General features: G+C 67.1%; 21 protein-coding genes and 1 tRNA gene. 8 read left to right on the top strand and 14 right to left on the bottom strand.

Annotated elements, in window-relative coordinates; translation table 11 throughout:
- Positions 1–597, top strand: a 597-nt coding sequence (locus tag ACFE87_RS22785) for a thiamine pyrophosphate-dependent enzyme (protein WP_375461950.1), incomplete at its 5' end; no start/stop codon positions are given.
- A gap of 49 nt (positions 598–646) precedes the next feature.
- A complete protein-coding gene (gene frc, locus ACFE87_RS22780) occupies positions 647–1,927 on the top strand; it encodes a formyl-CoA transferase (RefSeq protein ID WP_375461949.1) in 1,281 nt (426 codons plus the stop codon).
- 402 nt (positions 1,928–2,329) lie between these two features.
- On the opposite strand, the gene ACFE87_RS22775 is transcribed toward frc, so the two are convergent.
- The 3 genes from ACFE87_RS22775 to ACFE87_RS22765 form a co-directional block, all read right to left on the bottom strand.
- Positions 2,330–3,841 (bottom strand): tripartite tricarboxylate transporter permease, encoded by a 1,512-nt coding sequence (locus tag ACFE87_RS22775; RefSeq protein WP_375461948.1) that lies wholly within the window; start codon positions 3,839–3,841, stop codon positions 2,330–2,332.
- Between the two features lie 72 nt (positions 3,842–3,913).
- Positions 3,914–4,420 (bottom strand): tripartite tricarboxylate transporter TctB family protein, encoded by a 507-nt coding sequence (locus ACFE87_RS22770; RefSeq protein WP_375461947.1) that lies wholly within the window; start codon positions 4,418–4,420, stop codon positions 3,914–3,916.
- 39 nt (positions 4,421–4,459) lie between these two features.
- Complete coding sequence (locus ACFE87_RS22765; protein ID WP_375461946.1) at positions 4,460–5,461, bottom strand: Bug family tripartite tricarboxylate transporter substrate binding protein; 1,002 nt, start codon at positions 5,459–5,461, stop codon at positions 4,460–4,462.
- Between the two features lie 291 nt (positions 5,462–5,752).
- On the opposite strand from ACFE87_RS22765, the gene ACFE87_RS22760 reads away from it, so the two are divergent.
- Complete coding sequence (locus ACFE87_RS22760; protein ID WP_375461945.1) at positions 5,753–7,762, top strand: hypothetical protein; 2,010 nt, start codon at positions 5,753–5,755, stop codon at positions 7,760–7,762.
- A 43-nt stretch (positions 7,763–7,805) separates the two neighbouring features.
- Positions 7,806–8,387 (top strand): hypothetical protein, encoded by a 582-nt coding sequence (locus ACFE87_RS22755; protein ID WP_375461944.1) that lies wholly within the window; start codon positions 7,806–7,808, stop codon positions 8,385–8,387.
- Between the two features lie 95 nt (positions 8,388–8,482).
- Here ACFE87_RS22755 and ACFE87_RS22750 read toward each other — a convergent pair whose 3' ends face one another.
- The 11 genes from ACFE87_RS22750 to ACFE87_RS22700 all read right to left on the bottom strand — a co-directional run bounded on the left by ACFE87_RS22750 (position 8,483) and on the right by ACFE87_RS22700 (position 18,616).
- Entirely contained in the window at positions 8,483–9,253 is a 771-nt protein-coding gene (locus ACFE87_RS22750) for an amino acid ABC transporter ATP-binding protein (RefSeq protein ID WP_375461943.1), read from the bottom strand.
- A complete protein-coding gene (locus ACFE87_RS22745) occupies positions 9,250–10,092 on the bottom strand; it encodes an amino acid ABC transporter permease (RefSeq protein WP_375461942.1) in 843 nt (280 codons plus the stop codon). Before ACFE87_RS22745 ends, ACFE87_RS22750 begins: the two co-directional genes overlap by 4 nt.
- Positions 10,089–10,835, bottom strand: a complete 747-nt coding sequence (locus ACFE87_RS22740; RefSeq protein WP_375461941.1) for an amino acid ABC transporter permease — start codon at positions 10,833–10,835, stop codon at positions 10,089–10,091. The genes ACFE87_RS22745 and ACFE87_RS22740 overlap by 4 nt, the downstream gene beginning before the upstream one ends.
- Before the next feature lie 240 nt (positions 10,836–11,075).
- Positions 11,076–11,897 (bottom strand): transporter substrate-binding domain-containing protein, encoded by an 822-nt coding sequence (locus ACFE87_RS22735; RefSeq protein ID WP_375461940.1) that lies wholly within the window; start codon positions 11,895–11,897, stop codon positions 11,076–11,078.
- A gap of 95 nt (positions 11,898–11,992) precedes the next feature.
- Complete coding sequence (solA, locus tag ACFE87_RS22730) at positions 11,993–13,198, bottom strand: N-methyl-L-tryptophan oxidase (RefSeq protein WP_375461939.1); 1,206 nt, start codon at positions 13,196–13,198, stop codon at positions 11,993–11,995.
- Positions 13,195–14,145 carry an MBL fold metallo-hydrolase gene (locus tag ACFE87_RS22725; RefSeq protein ID WP_375461938.1) on the bottom strand — a complete coding sequence of 317 codons (951 nt, stop codon included), beginning with the start codon at positions 14,143–14,145 and terminating at the stop codon, positions 13,195–13,197. Before ACFE87_RS22725 ends, solA begins: the two co-directional genes overlap by 4 nt.
- A gap of 140 nt (positions 14,146–14,285) precedes the next feature.
- Complete coding sequence (locus tag ACFE87_RS22720; RefSeq protein WP_375461937.1) at positions 14,286–15,662, bottom strand: formimidoylglutamate deiminase; 1,377 nt, start codon at positions 15,660–15,662, stop codon at positions 14,286–14,288.
- Between the two features lie 51 nt (positions 15,663–15,713).
- Positions 15,714–15,857: a hypothetical protein gene (locus ACFE87_RS22715; RefSeq protein ID WP_375461936.1), complete on the bottom strand. Its 144-nt coding sequence runs from the start codon at positions 15,855–15,857 to the stop codon at positions 15,714–15,716.
- Positions 15,858–15,975: 118 nt separating this feature from the next.
- The gene (locus ACFE87_RS22710) at positions 15,976–16,761 is read right to left on the bottom strand and encodes an ABC transporter ATP-binding protein (protein WP_375461935.1); all 786 of its coding nucleotides are present in this window, start codon (positions 16,759–16,761) and stop codon (positions 15,976–15,978) included.
- Positions 16,758–17,531 carry an ABC transporter permease gene (locus ACFE87_RS22705; RefSeq protein ID WP_375461952.1) on the bottom strand — a complete coding sequence of 258 codons (774 nt, stop codon included), beginning with the start codon at positions 17,529–17,531 and terminating at the stop codon, positions 16,758–16,760. The genes ACFE87_RS22710 and ACFE87_RS22705 overlap by 4 nt, the downstream gene beginning before the upstream one ends.
- 176 nt (positions 17,532–17,707) lie before the next feature.
- Positions 17,708–18,616: an ABC transporter substrate-binding protein gene (locus tag ACFE87_RS22700; RefSeq protein ID WP_375461951.1), complete on the bottom strand. Its 909-nt coding sequence runs from the start codon at positions 18,614–18,616 to the stop codon at positions 17,708–17,710.
- Positions 18,617–18,764: 148 nt separating this feature from the next.
- On the opposite strand from ACFE87_RS22700, the gene ACFE87_RS22695 reads away from it, so the two are divergent.
- From ACFE87_RS22695 to ACFE87_RS22680, 4 genes are all read left to right on the top strand, one after another.
- Positions 18,765–19,886, top strand: coding sequence for a DSD1 family PLP-dependent enzyme (locus ACFE87_RS22695; RefSeq protein WP_375461934.1), 1,122 nt, complete (start codon positions 18,765–18,767; stop codon positions 19,884–19,886).
- Between the two features lie 102 nt (positions 19,887–19,988).
- Positions 19,989–20,066: transfer RNA gene (locus tag ACFE87_RS22690), tRNA-Trp, on the top strand.
- 193 nt (positions 20,067–20,259) lie between these two features.
- Positions 20,260–20,502: a preprotein translocase subunit SecE gene (secE, locus tag ACFE87_RS22685; RefSeq protein ID WP_375461933.1), complete on the top strand. Its 243-nt coding sequence runs from the start codon at positions 20,260–20,262 to the stop codon at positions 20,500–20,502.
- 11 nt (positions 20,503–20,513) lie between these two features.
- Positions 20,514–20,772: transcription termination/antitermination NusG family protein (locus tag ACFE87_RS22680; protein WP_375461932.1), on the top strand; the 259-nt coding region annotated here is incomplete at its 3' end.

The raw sequence follows: 20,772 nt of genomic DNA, 5'->3' as shown, positions 1-20,772 counted from the left end.
ACGATCATCAAGGAGCGTCCGGACGCGATCCTGGTCAACGAGGGCGCCAACACGCTCGACCTCGCGCGCGGCATCATCGACATGTACCGGCCGCGCAAGCGCATCGATGTCGGCACCTGGGGCATCATGGGCATCGGCATGGGCTATTCGATCGCGGCCGCGATCGAGACCGGACATCCGGTTCTCGCCGTCGAGGGCGACTCGGCCTTCGGCTTCTCCGGGATGGAGGTGGAGACGATCTGCCGGTACGGGCTGCCGATCTGCATCGTCGTGTTCAACAACGACGGCATCTATCGCGGCACCGACGTCAATGCGGCGGGCTCCGATCCCGCGACGACCGTGTTCGTCAAGGGCGCGCGCTACGACAAGATGATCGAGGCCTTCGGCGGCACCGGCGTGAACGCCACCTCTCCGGACGAGCTCAAACGCGCCGTCAACGAGGCGATGGATTCCGGCAAGCCGACCCTGATCAACGCGGTGATCGACCCCGCCGCCGGCAGCGAAAGCGGCCGGATCGGCAATCTCAACCCCCAGAGCGCGGTGAAGCGGAAGCCGAAGCCGGAAGGCTCGGAAGTCCGGGCTCCCGGCGTGGCCTGACGGACGAACTCGTCCGACGGCATTCCATCAAAACTCGAGAGGAACGACGATGAGCAAGGCACTGGACGGGGTCCGCATCCTCGATTTCACCCATGTGCAATCCGGCCCGACCTGCACGCAGCTCCTCGCGTGGTTCGGGGCGGACGTGATCAAGGTCGAGCGGCCGGGAGTGGGCGACATCACCCGCGGCCAGCTTCAGGACGTGAAGGGGGCCGACAGCCTCTATTTCACGATGCTGAACTCGAACAAGCGCTCCATCACGATCGATTCCAAGAACCCGAAGGGCAAGGAAGTCCTTGAGGCCCTCATCAAGCAATGCGACGTCCTGGTCGAGAATTTCGCGCCCGGCGCGCTCGACCGGATGGGGCTGACCTGGGCGCATGTGCAGTCGCTGAATCCTCGCATGATCGTGGCCTCCGTGAAGGGCTTCGGCCCCGGGCCCTATGCGGATTGCAAGGTCTACGAGAATGTCGCGCAATGCGCCGGTGGGGCGGCCTCCACGACCGGCTTCCGGGACGGCATCCCGCTCGTGACCGGCGCCCAGATCGGGGATTCCGGGACCGGCCTCCATCTCGCCCTCGGCATCGTGGCCGCGCTCTTCCAGCGCGAGACGACGGGCCGGGGCCAGAAGGTCGATGCCGCGATGCAGGACGGCGTGCTGAACCTCTGCCGCGTGAAGCTCCGAGACCAACAGCGGCTCGCCCATGGACCTTTGAAGGAATACAGCCAGTTCGGTGAAGGCATCGAATTCGGCGACGCAGTTCCGCGCGCGGCGAACGATTCCGGCGGCGGCCAGCCGGGCCGCATCCTGAAATGCAAGGGCTGGGAGCAGGACGGCAACGCCTACATCTACTTCATCACGCAGGCGCCGGTCTGGGAGAAGATCTGCGACGTCATCGGCGAGCCCGGCTGGAAGACCGATCCGGATTACGCGAAGCCGGCCGCCCGGTTGCCCCGCCTGAACGAGATCTTCGGCCGCATCGAAAGCTGGACGATGGCGAAGACCAAGTTCGAGGCGATGCAGATCCTGAACGAATACGACATCCCCTGCGGGCCGATTCTGTCGATGAAGGAAATCGCCGAGGACGAGTCGCTCTACGCGACCGGCACGCTGGTGCGGGTCCCGCATCCCACCCGCGGCGAGTACATCACGGTCGGAAACCCGATCAAGCTGTCCGATTCCCCGACCGAGGTGGTCCGGTCGCCGCTGCTCGGCGAGCACACGCAGGAGATCCTGCGCGACGTCTTGGGATTCAACGACGCCAAGGTCGACGAGATCCAGGCTTCCGGCGCGCTCGGTGACGCCCCGCAGAGGATCGCTGCAGAGTAGCGGGCTCACGGGCTCGGCGGCCGAACAGGCGCACCGCCGCACCGGCACCAGGCCCCTGCCAGAATTGGTCGGGGCCGGGGCCGTGGAGGCGCGGCCAATCCACGCCGAGCGGCCCGGAGCTGCGGCACTGCCCCGCGTACTTTGCTCAGGCTTGGTCGTGCCTTGTACGGCGGTGCGGAACATCCCAGGCCATCTTCCGCGTGAGCGCCGCGGAGAAGGGGCTGGCCTGGACCCAGCTCCCTACGCCCCTAACCCTCCCGCGCCGCTTCAAGAGTCGCGGGGATGACGGTGGGGATATTCGCAGCGTCGTTGCACCCCTTCACCGACCCCGCGCCAACGAGAGGGGGCATCGCCCGTCCGCGCTCTTGACGCGCTCGCAGGGCGATCCGGATCGCAATGCGATCAGGCCGCCGGCAGGGCGCCCTGCGGCGCCATCCGGCCCTTCAACGCAGAGATGACGGGCCAGATCAGCATGACGAGCGCGAGGGCGACGATCGAGCCGACGAGCGGGTTGGACCAGAAGATCGACAGGCTCCCCTGGGACAGCAGCATGGCCTGCCGGAACGAGCTCTCGGCCATATCGCCCAACACGAGCGCGAGGACCAGCGGCGCGAGCGGGTAGGACAGCTTCTTGAACACGTAGCCGATGACGCCGAAGATCAGCATCAGGAGGATGTCGCCGTAGGCATTATGGACCGTGTAGGCTCCGACCGCACAGATCACGAGAATGATCGGGGCTATGATGCTGAACGGTATCCTCAGGATGGCGGCGAAGAGGGGCACCGTTGTCAGGACGACGATCAGCCCGGCCACGTTGCTGACGTAGATCGACGCGATCAGGCCCCAGACGAAGTCCTTCTGCTCCACGAAGAGCAGCGGCCCGGGCTGCAGGCCCCAGATCAGCAGGCCGCCGAGGAGGCCGGCCGCGGTCGGTGAGCCGGGAATGCCGAGGGGCAGCATCGGCAGCAATCCGCGCGTGCCCGCGGCATGCGCGCCCGTTTCCGGCGCCACTACGCCTTCGATATGCCCCGTGCCGAACTTCGCGCCGTCCTTGGAGAAGCGCTTTGCGAGCCCGTAGCTCATGAATGAGGCCGGCGTCGCGCCACCAGGCGTGATGCCCATCCAGCATCCGACCGCGGAGCTCCGGATCATCGTCAGCCAGAGCCGCGGAAGCTGCTTCCAGGTTTCGAGCACCACCCGGGGATCGATCTTAGCCCGCGTGCCCTTGAAGGCGAGACCCTCTTCCATGGTGAGCAGGATCTCGCCGACGCCGAACAGGCCGATCACGGCGACCAGGAAGTCGAACCCCCGCAGAAGCTCGACCGAGCCGAAAGTCATCCGGAGCTGCCCGGTGACGGTGTCGATGCCGACGGCGGCCAGCGCGAAGCCAAGCGTCATGGCGGCCAGGACCTTGAAGGCGGGTTCCTTCCCCATCCCGACGAAACTGCAGAATGTGAGCAGATAGACAGCGAAGAATTCGGCGGGCCCGAACCTCAGCGCGAAGCGAGCGATGAGGGGAGCCAGGAAGGTCAGGACGAGAACGGCAACGAACGCGCCGATGAAGGAGCCCGTGAAGGCAGCCGTGAGCGCCTCGCCCGCCCGTCCCTGCTGGGCCATGGGATAGCCGTCGAACGTCGTTGCGACCGACCAGGGTTCCCCGGGTATGTTGAACAGGATCGAGGTGATGGCGCCCCCGAACAGGGCTCCCCAATAGATCGAGGACAGCATGATGATCGCGGAGGTCGGAGACATGCTGAACGTGAGCGGCAGCAGGATCGCGACGCCGTTCGCGCCACCAAGTCCCGGCAGCACGCCGATCAGGACGCCGAGGCCGATGCCGACGAACATGTAGAGGATGTTCATCGGGTCGGACAGCACGCCGAACCCGTGGATCAGTGACGTAAGCGCTTCCAACTGAACCTCCCCGTTGGTCGCCCACGTCTAGGGCGACCTCAACGTCCGCAAGTGTTTACGCGTGATCGTCGATCAGTAGCCGAGGGCGGCCTCGAGCGGACCCTTCGGCAGCGGCACCTTGAACCAGACCTCGAACATGAAGAACATCGCGATCGGAACAAGAACGGCGACCGGGACGACCTTGGCGATAGGGTATTTGCCGAGTCGGCTCATGAAGAAGGTGATGAACAAGGCTGAAGCAACATAGATACCGGTAAAGTAGATGCAGATGCAGTAGATGATCGTGGGTATGAAGACCTGAAGCACGAGCTTCAGTTGAGAGCGATCGACGAAGGTCGAGCGATCCGGTTCTCGAGACAGCAATGTCCGGACGATGGTGCCCAGGCTCGCAATCAACAAAATCGTGCCGATGTAGAACGGGAAATACCCCGCCCCGGGGCCATCCTCTCCCCAACCCGCCCCTATTCGCCAATTCTCGTACATCACGAGGAGGGCGAGCGCCGACAAGAGCCCGGCGACGACGATCTCCATCGTCCGCATGGAGAGCGTGGTTTCTGATCGGTCCGCTGACGCGTTCATGCTGAAAGACCTTGCCGAATGGACGCGAGTCAGGACCGTCTACTTCTTGGCCAGGAACCCAGCCTTCTCCATCAGGGTCTTGTGCTCGGTTGCCGCCTTCTGCAGCCATGTCTTGTATTCGTCGCCTGCCAGGAAGGTCGTGTTGAAGGCGCCCTTCTCCATGAAGTCCTTCCACTCCGGCGTTTCGCGGACCTTCCTGAAGAGCTCGACGTAATAGGCGATCTGATCCGGGGTCGCCTTGGGCGGCATGAAGATGCCGCGGAGCATCAGATATTCGATATCGAGCCCCGATTCCTTGCAGGTGGGCACGTCGCTCCACGACTTGCCCTCGCCGAGTGGCGGCGACGGAGGAATGCGCTTCGAATCGAAGACGCAGAGCGGCCGCAATTCACCGGCTCGCCATTGCGCGACGGCCTCGATCGGGTTGTTGACGGACGCCGTCACATGGCCACCGACGAGCTGCGCAGCGACGTCTCCGCCGCCTTTGTACGGCACATAGGTGAACTTGGCGCCGGTCGCCTGCTCGATGGCGGCCGTGATGATCTGATCTTCCTGCTTGGAGCCGGTTCCACCCATCTTGAACTGGTTGGGGCTGCCCGCCTTCACGGCGTCCACGAAGTCCTTCGCGGTCTTGTGGGGTGAGCTTGCATTGACCCACAGGATGAACTCGTCCAGCGCGAGCATCGCGACGGGGGTCATGTCCTCCCAGCTGAACGGTACGCCCGTGGCGAGCGGGGTCGTGAACAGATTCGACAGGGTGATGATGATCTTGTGAGGATTGTTTGGCGAGCCCTTCGCGTCCAGGAAGCCTTCCGCCCCCGCGCCACCTGCCTTGTTGATGACAACAAGGGCCTGGGGCATGAGGCTGTGCTTCTGTACGATGCCCTGGAGCACCCGAGCCATCTGGTCGGCACCGCCGCCCGTGCCGGCGGGAACGATGAGCTCGACCGTCTTCGTGGGTTGCCAGGCGGCATGCGCGGGCGCCGCGCCGAGAGCCAATGCGAGCGCGACTGCTGACCCTGTCAGGCGAAAAACCGACATTTATCCTCCCTGCGACTGCATGGCAACGTGGCCTGCGGTCGTCACTTACCCCATGGTATGTGGTATCCCAGAGCGGGGCAACAGGAGAATGGAGGTGGTTTTAGCCAAGCTTCTCAGACGTTAGTCGCTGGCCATGGCCCTCGTCGGCCTCTCCGCGTCAATGGACGATGCCCTGTTCACGCGGTGACTTGCGGTGTCGCTGTCTTCGCAGGCGCGGGCGAGCGGCCACCCGGCAACCGGCCGGTAACGCTGCGGACGTAAGAACGACCCGACGCGTGTCGGGCCTCATCCATGAATTTCAGTGTCGTGGATGCATCGGGGCTCCTGATCGCGGCGCTGCTCTATGTGCCGCTTCTCGTGCTGCCCGGCTTCGCGATCGCCGCAAGCCTGAATCTGCTGGGGTTTCGGGACCTGTCCGTCACGCGCCGGTGGGGCGTTGCGATCCTCACGGGCTTCTCGCTTCTGCCTTGGCTCGGCGCGACCCTGATCCGCTTCGCGGGCAGTCCCGCCGCACTCGCCGTCACGGCGGGGCTGGCCCTCGTGGGAGCCGCGCAGGTGGTGCGGCAGCGTTGCCTTCCGGGCTGGGGATGGAAGGGCGAGGGCTGGACTGCGCTCTGGATCCTGATCGTCGTCGTCGTCTGGATCGATGTCGATGCCGGCGGGGGCCTGAGACAGCCGATCCTGATCATCGACCTGGTCAAGCATGCGGCGACGACCTGGGCGCTCGCCGAGACCGGCGCCCCACCGATCGATCCCTTCTTCGCCCGAGAGGGCAGGGTCGGCTATTACTACTTCTTCTACACCCTGACCGCGCTCGCCGATGTCGTAGGCCGACCGCTGGTCGATCCCCGGGCCGCGTTCGGGGGCCTCGTCGTGTGGACCGGGTTCGGGCTCTTCGCCCTGCTCGACCGGCTGCTCGACCGCTCCGGCTTCGTGCGCGGTCTCGACCCCCTGCTGGTCCGCCGATGCTGCCTCGCGCTCCTGCCGGCCGCCGGGCTCGATATCGTGCCGGTCGGCTGGTCGGGCATGACCACGGGCGTCTGGATGCCCATCCTCGAATGGTGGAACGACCAAGTCTGCTGGTGGCTAACCTCGCTGATCTGGGTTCCGCATCATGTGGCTGGCCTGTTAGCGGCCTGGTTCGGCTTCCTGGTCCTCGCCGACGAGGCGGAAGGGCAGGGGAAGCCGGATGTCTGGCGCCTCAGCCTCGCGGGTGTCGCCTTCGCGAGCTGTGCGGGCCTTTCGGTCTGGGTCTCGGTCGGAGCCGTGGCGACGGCCGGCGTCTGGATGCTCTGGCTCGGCCTCGAGCGGAGGTGGCGGCCCGCGCTCCTCCTGGGGGCGGCCGGCGTCGTCAGCCTGATCCTCGCCGCGCCCCACCTTGCCGATATCGCGGCGAACCGGATGGATGCCCGGATCGGCGTCGGCTTCTCCATTCGGCGGTTCGGGCCGCTGGAGAGTCTCCACCTCGATCCGGTCTCCTCGGCGCTGGCACGCTTCGTCGTCCTCCCGTTCAACTATTATATCGGCTTCGGCGTCTTCGCCTCCGGTTCGCTCCTGTACTGGCGGATGGCCGGACGGACCGGTGCTCAGGGAAACGATGTCGCTCGGCTGCTGGCCGCGAGCGCGGGCGCGAGCCTCCTGGTCGGCGGGTTCTTCGCCTCGACCATCTTGGCGAACGACCTCGGCTGGCGCGTGGTGCTGTTCGCCCAAGCCGCCGCCTTCTGCTGGACCGTCGCGGCCGTGGCCCGCTGGATCTCGGAGCGCCGCGCGGCCGGACAGCCCAGGGCCCGGGCGCCGGCCTTCATCGTCGCCCTGGCACTCGTCGGCTATGCCGGCTCCCTCCACACGCTCGTCTGGCAGCGGGCCTATCCCTGGTCTGGATTTCCTGACACGGCCTTCATGAACGCGCGTCCCGACATCGATCGGGCGCTCCGCGTTGCCTATGGTTGGGCGAACGAGCGCCTGCCGGCCGCTTTCGTCCTGCAGCACAACCCGGCGCCCGGACGCGTGTTTGATTTCGGCCTCTACAGCCGGCATCGTGTCGGCGTCGCCGATCGGGAGGCCCAGCTTTTCGGCGCCCATCCCGACGCCGTACGGGAGCGCATTGACGCGCTGTTACCGGTCTTCTTGGTATCCGAGCCTGCAGCCTCGGTCCGCGAGCGCGCCCGAAAGGCCGGGATCGACATGCTGGTCGTGACGGCGGCCGATCCCGTCTGGCAGGACCGGACCTCGTGGCTCTGGAATGCGAAGGCCGCGTATGAAGACCCTCTCGTCCGGATGGTCCGAGTTGGCGATCTCTGAGCCCCCGGCATCCCGGGCGCGGGTTCCCGGCGGGCGGGGGGGCGTGCTTCGCGCGGTCGTGAGGACCGCCTTCTATCTCGGCACCGGCACCCTGGGCTTTGGCCTGTTCGCGCTCCTGGTCCGCTCGGGCCTTCTCGCGCAGGTCGACATCCTGTTCTACCGGGGCATCGCGCTTCTCGCCCTCGCCTTTGCGATCACCTGGGCCGGCGCGGCCTGGCTCGCCCGAAGGCTCGCCGGACGGAGGCCCTTCGCGCAGGATGGTCTGAGCGCAAGCGCCTTGTCGCTCGCCTTCAACCTGTCCTTCTTCGTTCTCCTGCCGGTCACGATCGACCGTTCGGTCAGCGTCTTCATGCTGGGCGAGATGGCCGCGCATCCGGCGGAGAGCTACTCCGCGCAGACGATGCGCGACGCTTTCGAGCGGCGTTACCTCGGCGAGTATCGCCAGATCGAGCGCCGTCTCGCCGAGCAGGTGGCATCCGGCAATGTCGAGCGGGTCGGGGGCGGGTACCGCCTCACGTCCCAAGGAGAAGCCTTCATCCGCAGCTCGCGCAGCATCGGGCGGCTTTTCGGGACCGATACGCGGTTCGTGGACCTTCGACCGGCCGAGGCCGGCCCGCCCCCATAGGCGCTTCCGCTACCCACGCCACCCCCGCTCATCCCGGCGAAAGCCGGAGTTCCGTCGCGCGCCCTGGACCCCTGCTTCCGCCGGGGTGGCGGAGGTTACAGGATCTGGGACAGGAATTGCCGGGTGCGCTCGTCCTTCGCGGAGGCGAAAAACTCGGCCGGCGGGCCGTGCTCCACGATGACGCCGCGGTCGGTGAAGTAGATATGCCCGGCGATCTCGCGGGCGAAACCCATCTCGTGGGTGACGAGAATGCAGGTCATGCCCTCCTCCGCGAGCTCGCGGATGGTGACCAGCACCTCCTTCACGGTCTCCGGGTCGAGCGCGGCCGTGACCTCGTCGAACAGCATCACCTGCGGCCGCATGCATAGCGATCGGGCGATCGCGACCCGCTGCTGCTGGCCGCCCGAGAGTTCGCCCGGATAGGCGTCTTCCTTGCCCTCGAGCCGCACCTTGCGGATCAGGTGCCGGGCCCGTTCCTCGACCTCGCGCCGGTCCTGCTTCAATACGTGAAGCGGCGCCATCATGATGTTCTGCAGCGCGGTCTTGTGCGGGAACAGATTGTATTGCTGGAACACCATCCCGACCTTGCGTCTCAGCGTCAGCTTGTCGAGATCCGGATCGTTCACCTCCTGGCCCTCGACCCGGATCGAGCCCGCATTGATCGGCACCAGCGCGTTGATGCAGCGGATCAGGGTCGACTTGCCGGATCCGGACGGGCCGATGATGCAGATCACCTCGCCCTGCATCATCGAGAGGCTGATGCCCTTCAGCACCTCCAGGGCGCCGAAGGACTTGTGCACGTCCCGGAGTTCGACGATCGGCTGGGCCGGGTCCCAGGGCGACGGCGGGAGGGGAAGGACGCTCATCGCACCTGGAACCGGCGTTCGAGGCGCGAGGTCATGAGGTCGATCGGGTAGCAATAGACGAAGAAGCAGAGGAGCGCGAAACCGTAGAGCGGTGCGAACAGCTCCGGCCGCCCGCCCTCGGCGGCATGGACCTGGGCGGTCAGCGTCAGCATCTCGGTCACGCCGACGATCGAGGCCTGCACCGTCGCCATGGTGACGAGGGAATAGACGTTCATCCAGGGCGGCAGCATCCGTTTGATGCATTGCGGCAGGATGATCATCCAGATGGTCTGGCGCGGCGTGAAGGCGAGTGAATCGGCCGACTCCCATTGCGTGGTCGGAACCGACCGCACGGCGCCGCGGACGATCTCCGAGACATTCGCCATCACGGGCAGCGAGAACCCGATGATGGCCTTCAGCCAGTCTGGCAGCGGGATCGTGACGCCGCCGATCCGGACCTGGAACGGGATCAGGAACATCGCGAAGAAGAGCAGCACCAACCACGGCGCATTGCGGAAGAACTGCGTCAGCACCCAGGCCACCTTCCGGATGATCGCCGTCCGGCCGAGCTGAGCGAGGCCGAGGCCGAACCCGGCGACCGTGCCGATCAGCATCGCAGCGAACGAGATCAGCAGGTTGAAGGCGAAGCCGGTGAGAAGGAGCGGCGTCCATTTGATGACGACGGCGAGCGGCGAGAGCGGCGCTGCGGTCGCGACCTGAGCCTGCGCGGCGCCGAGCGCCAGGCCGGACAGGGCGGCCACGATGAGGACGATGTGCAGGGGCCCGAGGCGAGGCGGCTCGACGGCGGCCGACCGGAACGGGAGAAGGACGGGGAGGTTCGTCGGGGAAGGCCGCGTCACCGCCCATATCCCGGAATGGCGAGGGCGCGCTCCCAGCGGTGCATGATCCAGACGAGGATCCCGACGAGCGCCACATAGGTCGCGAGCAGCACCGTCATCATCTCGGAGACGTTCTGCGATTCCGACCAGATCTGCTTCATGACGTAGAGCGTCTCGGGCACGGCGATGGCGTAGGCGAGAGTCGTCGTCTTGAGCAGGTTGACGAGGTTGTTGTTCAGCGAAGGCAGGCAGACCCGGATCGCGAGCGGCAGCACGATGAACAGGTAGGCCTTGAGCCGCGTGTAGCCGAGCGACTCGGCCGCCTCCAGCGTCGTGCGGGGCACGGCCTCGATGCCCGACCGGAAGATCTCGACATTGAAGGCACCGGCGAAGAGCGACAGCGAGATGATCGCCCATTGCACGTTGTTCAGGATCGGCTGCCGCAGCCCGGAGGCGTCGAAGCTCGCCGGCAGGAGGGTGCCGAGCCCGAAATAGAAAAAGAAGATCTGGACGAGCGGCGGCGTGTTGCGGAACAGCACGACGAAGCCGTTCACGCTCCGGCGGACGATGGCGAGCGGCGACCCCTGCAGCCAGGCGCCGAGCGCGCCGATCACGATGCTGATCAGGATGGAGACGACGCTGAGGTAGATCGTGGTCCAGAGCCCACGCAGGTAGCGCTCGCGATCGTAGGGATCGTAGAAGACGGTGAAGTTCAGCCCGGTCGTGTCGTAGAGCGTCCGGAACCAGTCCGCGACGAGGGTCATGCGAAAGGATCGCAGCTGCGCGATGTCCGGATGCTCGAGACGCTGCCACCTGCGTCTCCGCCCCCCTTGGGGGCGGGGGACCACCCGAAGGGTGGTGGAGGGGGCATACCACGACCTCGAACGGTGAGCCCCCTCCACCAGGCTTCGCCTGGTCCCCCTCCCCCAAAGGGGGAGGAGAACGGGTCCCGGCGGCTCGGCTCTGTCATCACCGCTCCCAGGACCAAGCCGATCAGACCACCCTCAATTCGTGGCCGCGCCCTTGCTCTTCTCGAACATCTTGGTCGAGTACTCCGTGGGCTCGATGCCCCACTTCTTCTCGAGCGCTACGACGGTGCCGGCCTTGAACCATTCCTTCTGAACGGCTTCGATCTCGGCCTGGAGCTTCGGGTTGTTCTTCGCAACCGCGATCATCCAGGGCGCTTCCATGATGCCCTTCAGCGGCATCGCGAAATCGCCCTTCCACTCGTCGTCGAGGAGCCGGCCCTGGATGAAGGTCTGGTCGTAAAGGTAGCCCAGGCAATTGCCCTGTTTCAGCGCGAAGAGCGGCTTCTCCGACCCGTCGAAGGCGACGATCTCGACGCCGTAATTACGGGCGACGTCGCGGTTGTACCAGGCGCCGCTCGTCGCGCAGACGGGCTTGCCCTTCAGGTCTTCCCAGCTTTTCACGTTGGCCTTCTTGGCCAGGAGCACGTTCACGAAGTCGGAGTAATAGGGCGGGTCGATCGCCTGCACGACCTTCCGGCGCTCCGCCGTGTCGGACAGGGTGGCGATGATGACGTCGATCTTGCCCTGGTTCAGGAACTCGATCCGGTTCGCGGAGACGACGGGCACGATCTCGAGCTTCACGCCGAGGCGCTTGGCGAGGTCGGCCGCGAGGTCGGGCTCGATCCCGACGATGGCGCCCGAGGGATCGCGGAAGCCGAACGGCTTGTAATCGGCCTTCGAGCCGACGATCAGCGTTCCGCGCTGCTTGATCGTGTCGAGCACCTCGGCCGAGGCGGCCGCAGCGCCTAACGCGAGTCCCGCCGCCGCGAGTGCGATCCGGAATACAGACATGGCCATCTCTCCTTGCCGCTCGACAGCGAGCGCCGAACGACCGGCCTGCCATCCGCATGCATTTACGCGAAGTGTCGTACAGAGACGCCACCCTGCACAAGTCACGCCACGCGGGACGAGGCCCCTGACGCGAACCGGGCCAGCGCGAAGGGCGCGAGGTCGACATCGCTCCGTCCCGTCGTGACGAAGGAGGCGACCGCCTCGCCGATGCCGGCGGAATGCTTGAAGCCGTGGCCGGAACAGGCGGAGACGACGAGGACCCGGTCCATCGCCGGGTGACGGTCGATGATGAAGCCCCGATCGGGCGTCAGTGTGTAGAGGCACGAGAGCGCGCGCTCGACGCGCTCGGTCGCCCCCGCGATCCGGCTTCTGACGTGCCGGCGAAACATCTCCGCCGACTCGGCCGGCGCGACCGCTCGGTCGACGGCATTCGGCAAACTCGCCTTCTCGTATTGCTCGGTCGCGACCTTGACGCTCGCCTCGCCCGGAAGGCGCGGGAAGCCGTACAGGTAGTCGGAGTCGCCGCGGCCATGCATCCAGATGAAGACGGGCCCGGTCTCGGGCACGGCCTCCGCGGGGTCGAGCGCGAACCAATGCAGCACCTGCCGCGAGACCCCGAGCAGGTCGGTGAAGGGCGCGCCGAGGAGATGGGCCGTCCAGGCGCCGGCGCAGCAGATGACCTGCTCGGCCCGGATCACGCGGCTCCCCGCCTCGATGCGGATTCCGCCGCCATCCTGCGTGATCGACCGAATCTCGGTGCCGGTCACGATCTCGGCGCCGAGTTCTCGCGCCTGCCGGAGCTGCGCCGCGATGCATCGCTCCGGCCGCACATAGCCGCCACCCGGCTCGTAATAGGCGACCTCGTCGCCGCGAAGACCGGTGAAATGCGGGAAGCGCCGGCCGACCTCGTCGCCGCGCAGAATCTCGTGCGGAATGTCGAAGGCGCGTGCGGAGTCGACGGTCCGGCCGACGAAATCGCGATGGCCGTGATGCGAGGTCTCGCCGGAGCCCGGCCCCATCACGAGGCAGCCGGAGGCGACCAGGAGCGTCTCCCCGGTCTCGGCCTCGAGCTCGCGCCAGATCCGGTGCGAGGCGAGCGCGAACGGGACGTAGTTCCGGCCTTCGCCGACCGCCTGGCGCGTGATCCGCGAATCGCCGTGGCTCGAGCCCTGCGCATGCGGCGGCGCGAACTGGTCGAGGCCGATCGCCTTCACGCCGCGTTTCGCGAGCTGGTACAGCGCGGCGCTGCCCATCGCGCCGAGGCCGACGACGGCAACCTCGGCGCGGAAGTCCTCTGCCGAGCTCATCCGTTCAGCCTGGCCCACATCTCGCGGTCGCGCTCGGCCGTCCAGACGACCGGGTCGTCGATGCCGGACGCCTCGTCGAAGGCCCGGGACACGTTGAAGGGCTGGCAATGGGCGTAGATGGCGTAGGACGCGAATTTCGGGTCCATCGTCTCGCGGCAGGCCTCGAATGTCTCCTTGAGGCTGCGGCCGCGCGCGACGGAGAGTTCCGCCGTGCCGTAGAGGGTCGTGACGAAATCCCGCGTCAGCGACACCGCCTCAGCGACGGTGGCGGCGCCCTGGAGCGCGTCGCCCCGGCCTGGCACGATGGATTTCGGGTCAAAATCGAGAATGCGGTTCAGCGTCGTCGGCCATTGCCGGAGCTTCGCGTCGCCGCAATAGCAGGCCGAGTGATACTCGACGAGGTCGCCCGTCAGCATGGTACCGGCATCCGGCACCCAGGCGACGATGTCGCCCGAGGTATGGCCGGCCCCGAGGCTCATCAGCTGCACCTCCCGCCGGCCGAGATGGAGCGAGAGCGCGCCCGAAAAGGCCATGCTCGGCCAGGTCAGGCCCGGGATGCTCTCGGCGTCGCGGAAGAGCCGGGGGAAGCGCCCGTATTCGGAATCCCAATCCTCCTGACCGCGCCCCGCGATGAGCCGGTAGGTCTCGGCCGAGGCGATCACGCTCGCCCCCGTGAAGGCTGAGGCGCCGAGCACCCGGACGGCATGGTAATGCGAGAGGACCACGTATTTGATCGGCTTGTCGGTGACGGCCGCCACGCGCTCGATGACCTGGCGGGCCATGGCGGGCGTCGCCTGCGCGTCCATCACGAGGCAGCCGTCGTCGCCCACCACGATGCCGGTATTCGGGTCGCCCTGGGCGGTGAAGGCGTAGATGCCCGGACCGATCTCGCCGAAGGAGACCGTCTTCTCGGCGAGGTCGCCGGTGGATGCGAATGCCTGGGCCATGGGCTCTCTGCTCCTGCTGCCGTCCTTCTAACGGAAGCGACCGACAGGTCTACGTCTGGACCCCGCTCATCCCGGCGAAAGCCGGGATCCAGCCGGCCGAGCTGGGCCCCGGCTTTCGCCGGGGTGATCGGCGTGGAGGGTCAGGCTCTCCCGGCGAGCCGCCGCATCGTGTCCCGGTAACGGCGCAGGACGGGTTCCCGCGCGACGTGCCGGCCCTCGCTCACCACCACGCGCCCGCCGGCCACCACGGTCGACACTGCCTCGCGCCCGGCCGAGAAGATCCAGGCGTCGAGCCACGTCTCCGGACCGGCCCCGGCGAAAGCCGGGTGGTCGGCATCGAGCAGGACGAGATCGCAGCGGCGGCCGGGAGCGATCGCGCCCATCGGTTGAGCCAGAGCCTGCGCGCCGCCTGCCAGCGCCTCGGCCAGAAGACGCTGCCCGGTCGACTCCGTGGGTTCGGTGGTCATGAGGTTGCGGCCGCGAAGGCAGAGGCGCTGCGAATATTCGAGCTGGCGAAGCTCACCGGCCGCGTCGATGTCGATGTTGGAATCGGTGCCGATCCCGAACGGCCCGCCCGCCGCGAGATAGGCCGGACCCGGGAAGATGCCGTCGCCGAGCGACGCTTCCGTGATCGGGCAGAGGCCAGCGACGGCGCCGGAGGCGGCGAGCCCCGCGGTCTCGGACGCGCTCATGTGCGTCGCGTGGATCAGGCACCAGCGGCGATCGAGGCCGGCCTTGTCGAGGAGCAGCTCGACCGGGCGCCGGCCCGTCGCGGCGAGGCATTCCTCCACCTCGCGGAGCTGCTCGGCGGCGTGGATGTGGATCGGCCCCTCGGGTGCGAGCGAAGCGACCGCCGCGAGCCACGCCGATGGGACGGCCCGGAGCGAATGGGGCGCGGTCCCGACCTTCGCGCCGGGAAGCCGGCCGGCATGGGCACGGGTGGCGTCGAGAAGGCGGGCGAAGCCCTCGAGGTCGGTCGCGAACCGGCGCTGGCTGTCATCCGGCGGAGCCGCGAATCCGCCTCGGGCGTAGAAGGAGGGAAGCAGGGTCAGCCCGATTCCAGCCGTCCCGGCCGCCGCAACGATGCGGCCGGCGAGTTCCGCCGGGTCGGCATAGGGGCGGCCGTCCACGTCATGATGGAGGTAGTGGAACTCGCCGACGCCGGTGAAGCCGCGCTCCAGCATCTCGACATAGGCGAAGGCCGCGATCGCCTCGACATCGTCGGGCGAGAGCGCGGCGAGGAAGCGGTACATGACCTCGCGCCAGGTCCAGAAGCTGTCGCCGGTCGGGGAACGGCGTTCCGCGAGACCCGCCATGCCGCGCTGGAAGGCGTGGGAATGCAGGTTCGGCAATCCCGGGATCGCGATCCCGGGGAGAGCCGCCGCCGCGGCCTGGTCACCGCGGGGCGCGTCCGGTTCGACGGCCAGGATCGTGCCCCGGTCGTCGAGATCGACCCTCACATTCCGGGCGAAACCGCCCGGAAGAAGGGCGTCGTCGAGGAAAAGCGTCTTGGACATGGCCGATCCATGGAGGGACCGGCGGCCCGGATCAACGGTCGCGGGCCGAAGTCACTCGCGGCCGAGAGCCAGGGTCTTGGGCCGCCTGAGGCGCCGGCTGGTGCGACGACCTCGTGCGGCCGTGTCCGAGCCGCAGGTCGCGAACAGGCATCCGAGAAGACCGGCGCCGGCCAGGGTGATGAGGAAGACTTCCACGAGCGATGCTCCAAAGCAACATGCCGGAACTTTAGAGGTCGCTGGTAAACGTATTCTCAACATTCCGAGGGGGCCTGTTAACCCGCCCTTAAGGATCCCTGGGGGGCGGGGCCCCCCGTCAGACGTCCGCGGCGAGCATCGCGTCCGCCCGGATCTCCTCGGTGAGACGGGCCTTCAGTTCCGTGAAGGCGGGCGTGGTCTTCACGCGGTAGCTGCGGGGATGGTCGAGTTCGACCGGCAGCTCCGCCTTGATGCGGCCCGGCCGCGCCGACATCACCAGCACGCGCGACGCGAGAAAGATCGCCTCCTCGATATCGTGGGTGACGAACAGCACCGTCTTCCGGTCGCGTTCCCAGATGCCGAGCAGCAATTCCTGCATGAGTGCGCGGGTCTGGTTGTCGAGGGCCCCGAAAGGCTCGTCGAGAAGCAGGATGGCCGGGTCGTTGGCGAGCGCGCGGGCGATCGCGGTGCGCTGCTGCATGCCGCCGGAGAGCTGCTTCGGCCAGTGCCGCTCGAAGCCGCGAAGTCCCATCCGGTCGACATAATGCGCAACCGTTTCGCGCGCGGCGGCAGCCGGGACGCCGCGCTCGGTGAGGCCGTAGGCGATGTTCTCGGCGACCGTCAGCCACGGGAACAGCGTGTAGGACTGGAAGACCATGCCGCGTTCCGGCCCGGGACCCGTCACCGGCCGGCCGTCGAGCAGCACGCGGCCCGTGGTCGGTCGATCGAGCCCGGCCACGATGCGGAGCAAGGTGGATTTCCCGCATCCGGACGGGCCGAGGACGGTGATGAAGTCATTCTCGGCGACCGCGATATCGGTCGTTGTGAGGGCCAGCACGGGCGCACCGCCACGCACGCCAGGGAAGGTCCGCGAGACACCCTCGACCAGAAGCTTGTGGGTCACGCGAGCCGCCACGGGAATAGGGCACGGTTCGCGGCCTTGAACGCGAAATCCGAAACGAGCCCGATCAACCCGATGACGATGATGCCGAAGATTATCTGGCCCGTCGCGAGGAGCGATTGCGACTCGATGATCATGTGGCCGATGCCCGACGAGGAGCCGATCAGCTCGGCCACGATGACGTAGGTCCAGGCCCAGCCGAGGACGAGGCGGAGGATTTCGGCGATGTCCGGCGCGTTCGCGGGCAGGAGCACGCGGCGGACGACCGAGCGTTCGGTCGAGCCCAGCGTATAGGCCGCCTCGACGAGGTCGCGCCGTGTCGAGCCGACGGCGACCGCAACCATCAGGACGAGCTGGAACACCGAGCCGATGAAGATGACGAGAAGTTTCTGCAACTCGCCGATCCCCGCCCAGAGGATCAGGAGTGGGATGAAGGCCGAGGCCGGCAGGTAGCGGGCGAAGGAGACGAAGGGTTCGAGCAGAGCTTCCACCGGCTTATACGCACCCATCAGGATGCCGAGCGGCACGGCCACCAGGGCGGCCAGGACGAAGCCTCCGAGGACGCGCCACACCGTCATGCCGACGTCGTGCAGGAAGCCAAACCGCGTCAGGAGCGCCCAGCCGTCCTGCAGCATGGTGATCGGGTCGGCCAGGAAGGTCGGCGAGACGTATCCGCCCAGCGTGGCGGCAGACCAGAGCGCGACGAAGAGGACGAAGAAGCCGAGGCCGAGCGCGGTGCGGGCGGTCGGCGAGACGGGTTCTAGAGGGCGCATCGGCATGGTCGGTTCTCTTCTCCCCGCAAGCGGGGAGAAGTCGAGTCGTTCGTCAGAGCGACCGGATCAGGGCGGCGGAGACATACCGGGTGCCGGCATGTGTCCTGACCCCTCACCCGGTCCGCGAGACCGCGGACTCGACCTCTCCCCGCCGGGCGGGGAGAGGCGGCACGTGGCTACTGAATGAACTGTGTGTCCGCGAGCTTGGTCAGATCCGGGATCTGCTTGATCACCCCCGCCTGCAGCAGGAGGTCCGCGGCTTCCTTGGTGAAGGTCATGAACTCGCCCGCGAAGAAGGTCCTGTTCGCGGCCTTGTCCTGCCAGCGCAGGTACTGGGCCGAGTTGCCGAACGCCTCAGCCGATTGCTTCACGTCGGCGCCCATGATCTCGTAGGATTTCGCCTTATCCTTGCCGATCAGGGCGAGCGCGTCGAAATAGCTGTCCGCGAGCGCCTTCGCGGCTTTCGGATTGCCGTCCAGGAAAGCCGGCGTGCAGCCGAAGGTGTCCATCACGATCGGGTAATCGAGGGTCGTGGCGACGATCTTGCCCGCCTCCGGCTTGGCCCGGACGGCCGAGAGATAAGGCTCGTAGGTCATGGCGGCGTCGTTCTGCCCGGCGATGAAGGCTTGGGCCGCCGGTCCGGGCTCGAGATTGACGATGGTCACGTCCTTCGTCGTCATCCCGTTCTTGTTCAGCATCCAGGCGAGCACGAAATAGGGCGAGGTGCCGGGCGGGGACGCCGCGATCGTCTTCCCCTTCAGCTCCTTGATCGAGCCGATATTCGCCCGCACGGCCATGCCGTCGGCGCCGTAGCTCTTGTCGAGCTGGAAGATCTGGCGCGTGGCGATCCCGGCGGCGTTCCAGACCACCCAGGTTTCGACCGTCGTCGCCGCGCATTGAATGTCGCCGGAGGCGATCGCGAGATGGCGGCTCGCCTGCGGCACCTTCTTGATCGTCACGTCGAGGCCGTTCTTCCGGAAGATGCCGGTTTCCTTGGCGAGCGTCAGCGGCGCGAATCCGGTCCAGCCCGAGATGCCGATGGCGACCTTCACATCCTGTGCGACGGCCGCTCCGGCGCAGATCATCGCCCAGCCCGAGATCACCGCACCCAACACACGCCGCGTCATACGTCCGCTCCTGCCACCGAGCCGGCAAGGCAACATGCGTGCCGCCGCAAGTCAACGCGAGGAGCACCCGATGGCGTGTCGGCCGCCGCCATGGCAGAGGTGCCGGATGACACCTGCCCCGGCCTCCATCGGCGATGCGCTCGCCGCGATCGACACCCCCGCTCTCATCGTCGATCTCGACGCCTTCGACTTCAACATCGCCCGCATGGCGGCTTTCGCGGCGGAGGCCGGAATCGCGGTCAGGCCGCACGCGAAGACGCATCGCTGTCCGGCGGTGGCTCTGCGACAGGTCGCGGCCGGAGCCGTCGGACAATGTGTGCAGACGGTCGGCGAGGCCGAGGCGATGATCGCCGGCGGGATCAGTGACGTGATCTGCACGAACGAGATCCTGGCCCCCTCGAAACTCGCCCGCCTGGCCGAACTCGCAACCCGGGCGAAGGTCGGCCTGCTGGTCGATTCCGCGGAAGGCGTCGAGCGAGCGTCGCGGGCGGCGGTCGCGGCCGGGTCGGTGCTCGACGTGCTGGTCGAAATCGAGGTCGGAATGGGCCGATGCGGAATTGCGCCGGGCGGGCCCGCGGCGGCCCTGGCCCGGCTCGTGGCCGATGCTCCCGGCCTCCTCTTCCGGGGGCTGCAGGCCTATAACGGACGCGCGCAGCACATTCGCACGCATGCCGGTCGCGAGGAGGCCGTCTCGCGGGCCGCCGAGGCCGTCCGCGCCACCCAGGCGGGGCTCGCGCGAGAAGGATTGGTGGCAGACGTGATCGCGGGCGCGGGCACCGGGACCTTCCGCCTCGAAACCGCGGCTAAGCTGTGGACCGAGCTTCAGGTCGGCTCCTACGCCTTCATGGACGGCGAATACGCCTCTCTCGAAGGAGAGGGCGGAGCGGTGCAGCCGGAATTCCGGCACAGTCTTTTCATCCTGGCCGAGATCGTCAGCGCGGCGACGGCAGATCGGGCGATCGCCAATGCGGGCCTAAAGGTGATGAGCACGGAGCAGGGCCGGCCCTCGGTGTTCGAGCGCCCCGACATCGAGGTGACCGGAGTGTCGGACGAGCATTCCCGGCTGGAGCTCTCCCTCGATGCTCCGCCGCTCGGCCTTGGAGACAGGGTGCGTCTTGTTCCCAGCCATTGCGACCCGACGGTGAACCTTCACGACTGGATCGTGGCGGTCCGCGGCGACGTGGTGGAGGACATCTGGCCCGTGACGGCGCGTGGCGCGAGCCGCTGAGAGGGCGTGACAACTCCGGCCCCCAGTCGCGGGACGCCGCGTTGCGGCGAGCGGCTGCCCGGTTTATAGCGGCCCCGCGACGACGCTCCGGCGGCGTCCTGCAGGAGTGTAGCTCAATTTGGTCAGAGCACCGGTCTCCAAAACCGGGGGTTGTGGGTTCGAGTCCCTCCACTCCTGCCAGCGGCCGCTCCTGACCTGAATTCCTGGACATCGGGATAGCTCGGCCGGCCAGGGCTGGAGCGGTCACCACCTGTCGACAGCGCCTTGAACTTGCGGTAATGCGGGGCATCTCTCCTGCGAGATCGGGTTTCGAGGGCGCGGACGACCGATTGGTCGCCGCGCCGTCTCGGTTGGCCCGAGTGGTTCGAAGGTCATGGCGAAACTTCAGACGACAACACCCGCTCTGGTTCCAAAGAAGAAGCCCCGCACGAGCCCGCTCGAGTTCCTGGCCCAGGTCAGGGCGGAGGGCGAGAAGGTCACGTGGCCGACCCGCAAGGAGACGCTGATCACTACCGCGATGGTCTTCATCATGGTGGTGGCCGCGAGCATCTTTTTCGTCACGGCGGATTTTATCATGCAGAAGGCCGTCGGCCTCGTGCTCGGCATCGGGGGCTGACGAGAACAACGATGGCGAAACGCTGGTACATCGTCCACGCCTACTCGAATTTCGAGGGCAAGGTGGCGCAGTCGATCAAGGAACAGGCGGCGCAGCGCGGGCTGGCCGACAAGTTCGAGGAAGTCCTCGTTCCGATGGAGAAGGTGGTCGAGGTGCGGCGCGGCCGGAAGGTCGATGCCGAGCGCAAGTTCTTCCCAGGCTACGTCCTCGTCCGCTGCGACCTGACCGACGAGGTCTATCACCTCATCAAGAACACTCCGAAGGTCACGG

This window comes from uncultured Enterovirga sp. (assembly GCF_964242715.1).
In the GTDB taxonomy this organism is placed as follows: Bacteria; Pseudomonadota; Alphaproteobacteria; order Rhizobiales; family Beijerinckiaceae; genus Enterovirga.
Note: the sequence above shows the minus strand (reverse complement) of the source record. Positions and strands in the feature narration are given on the sequence as shown.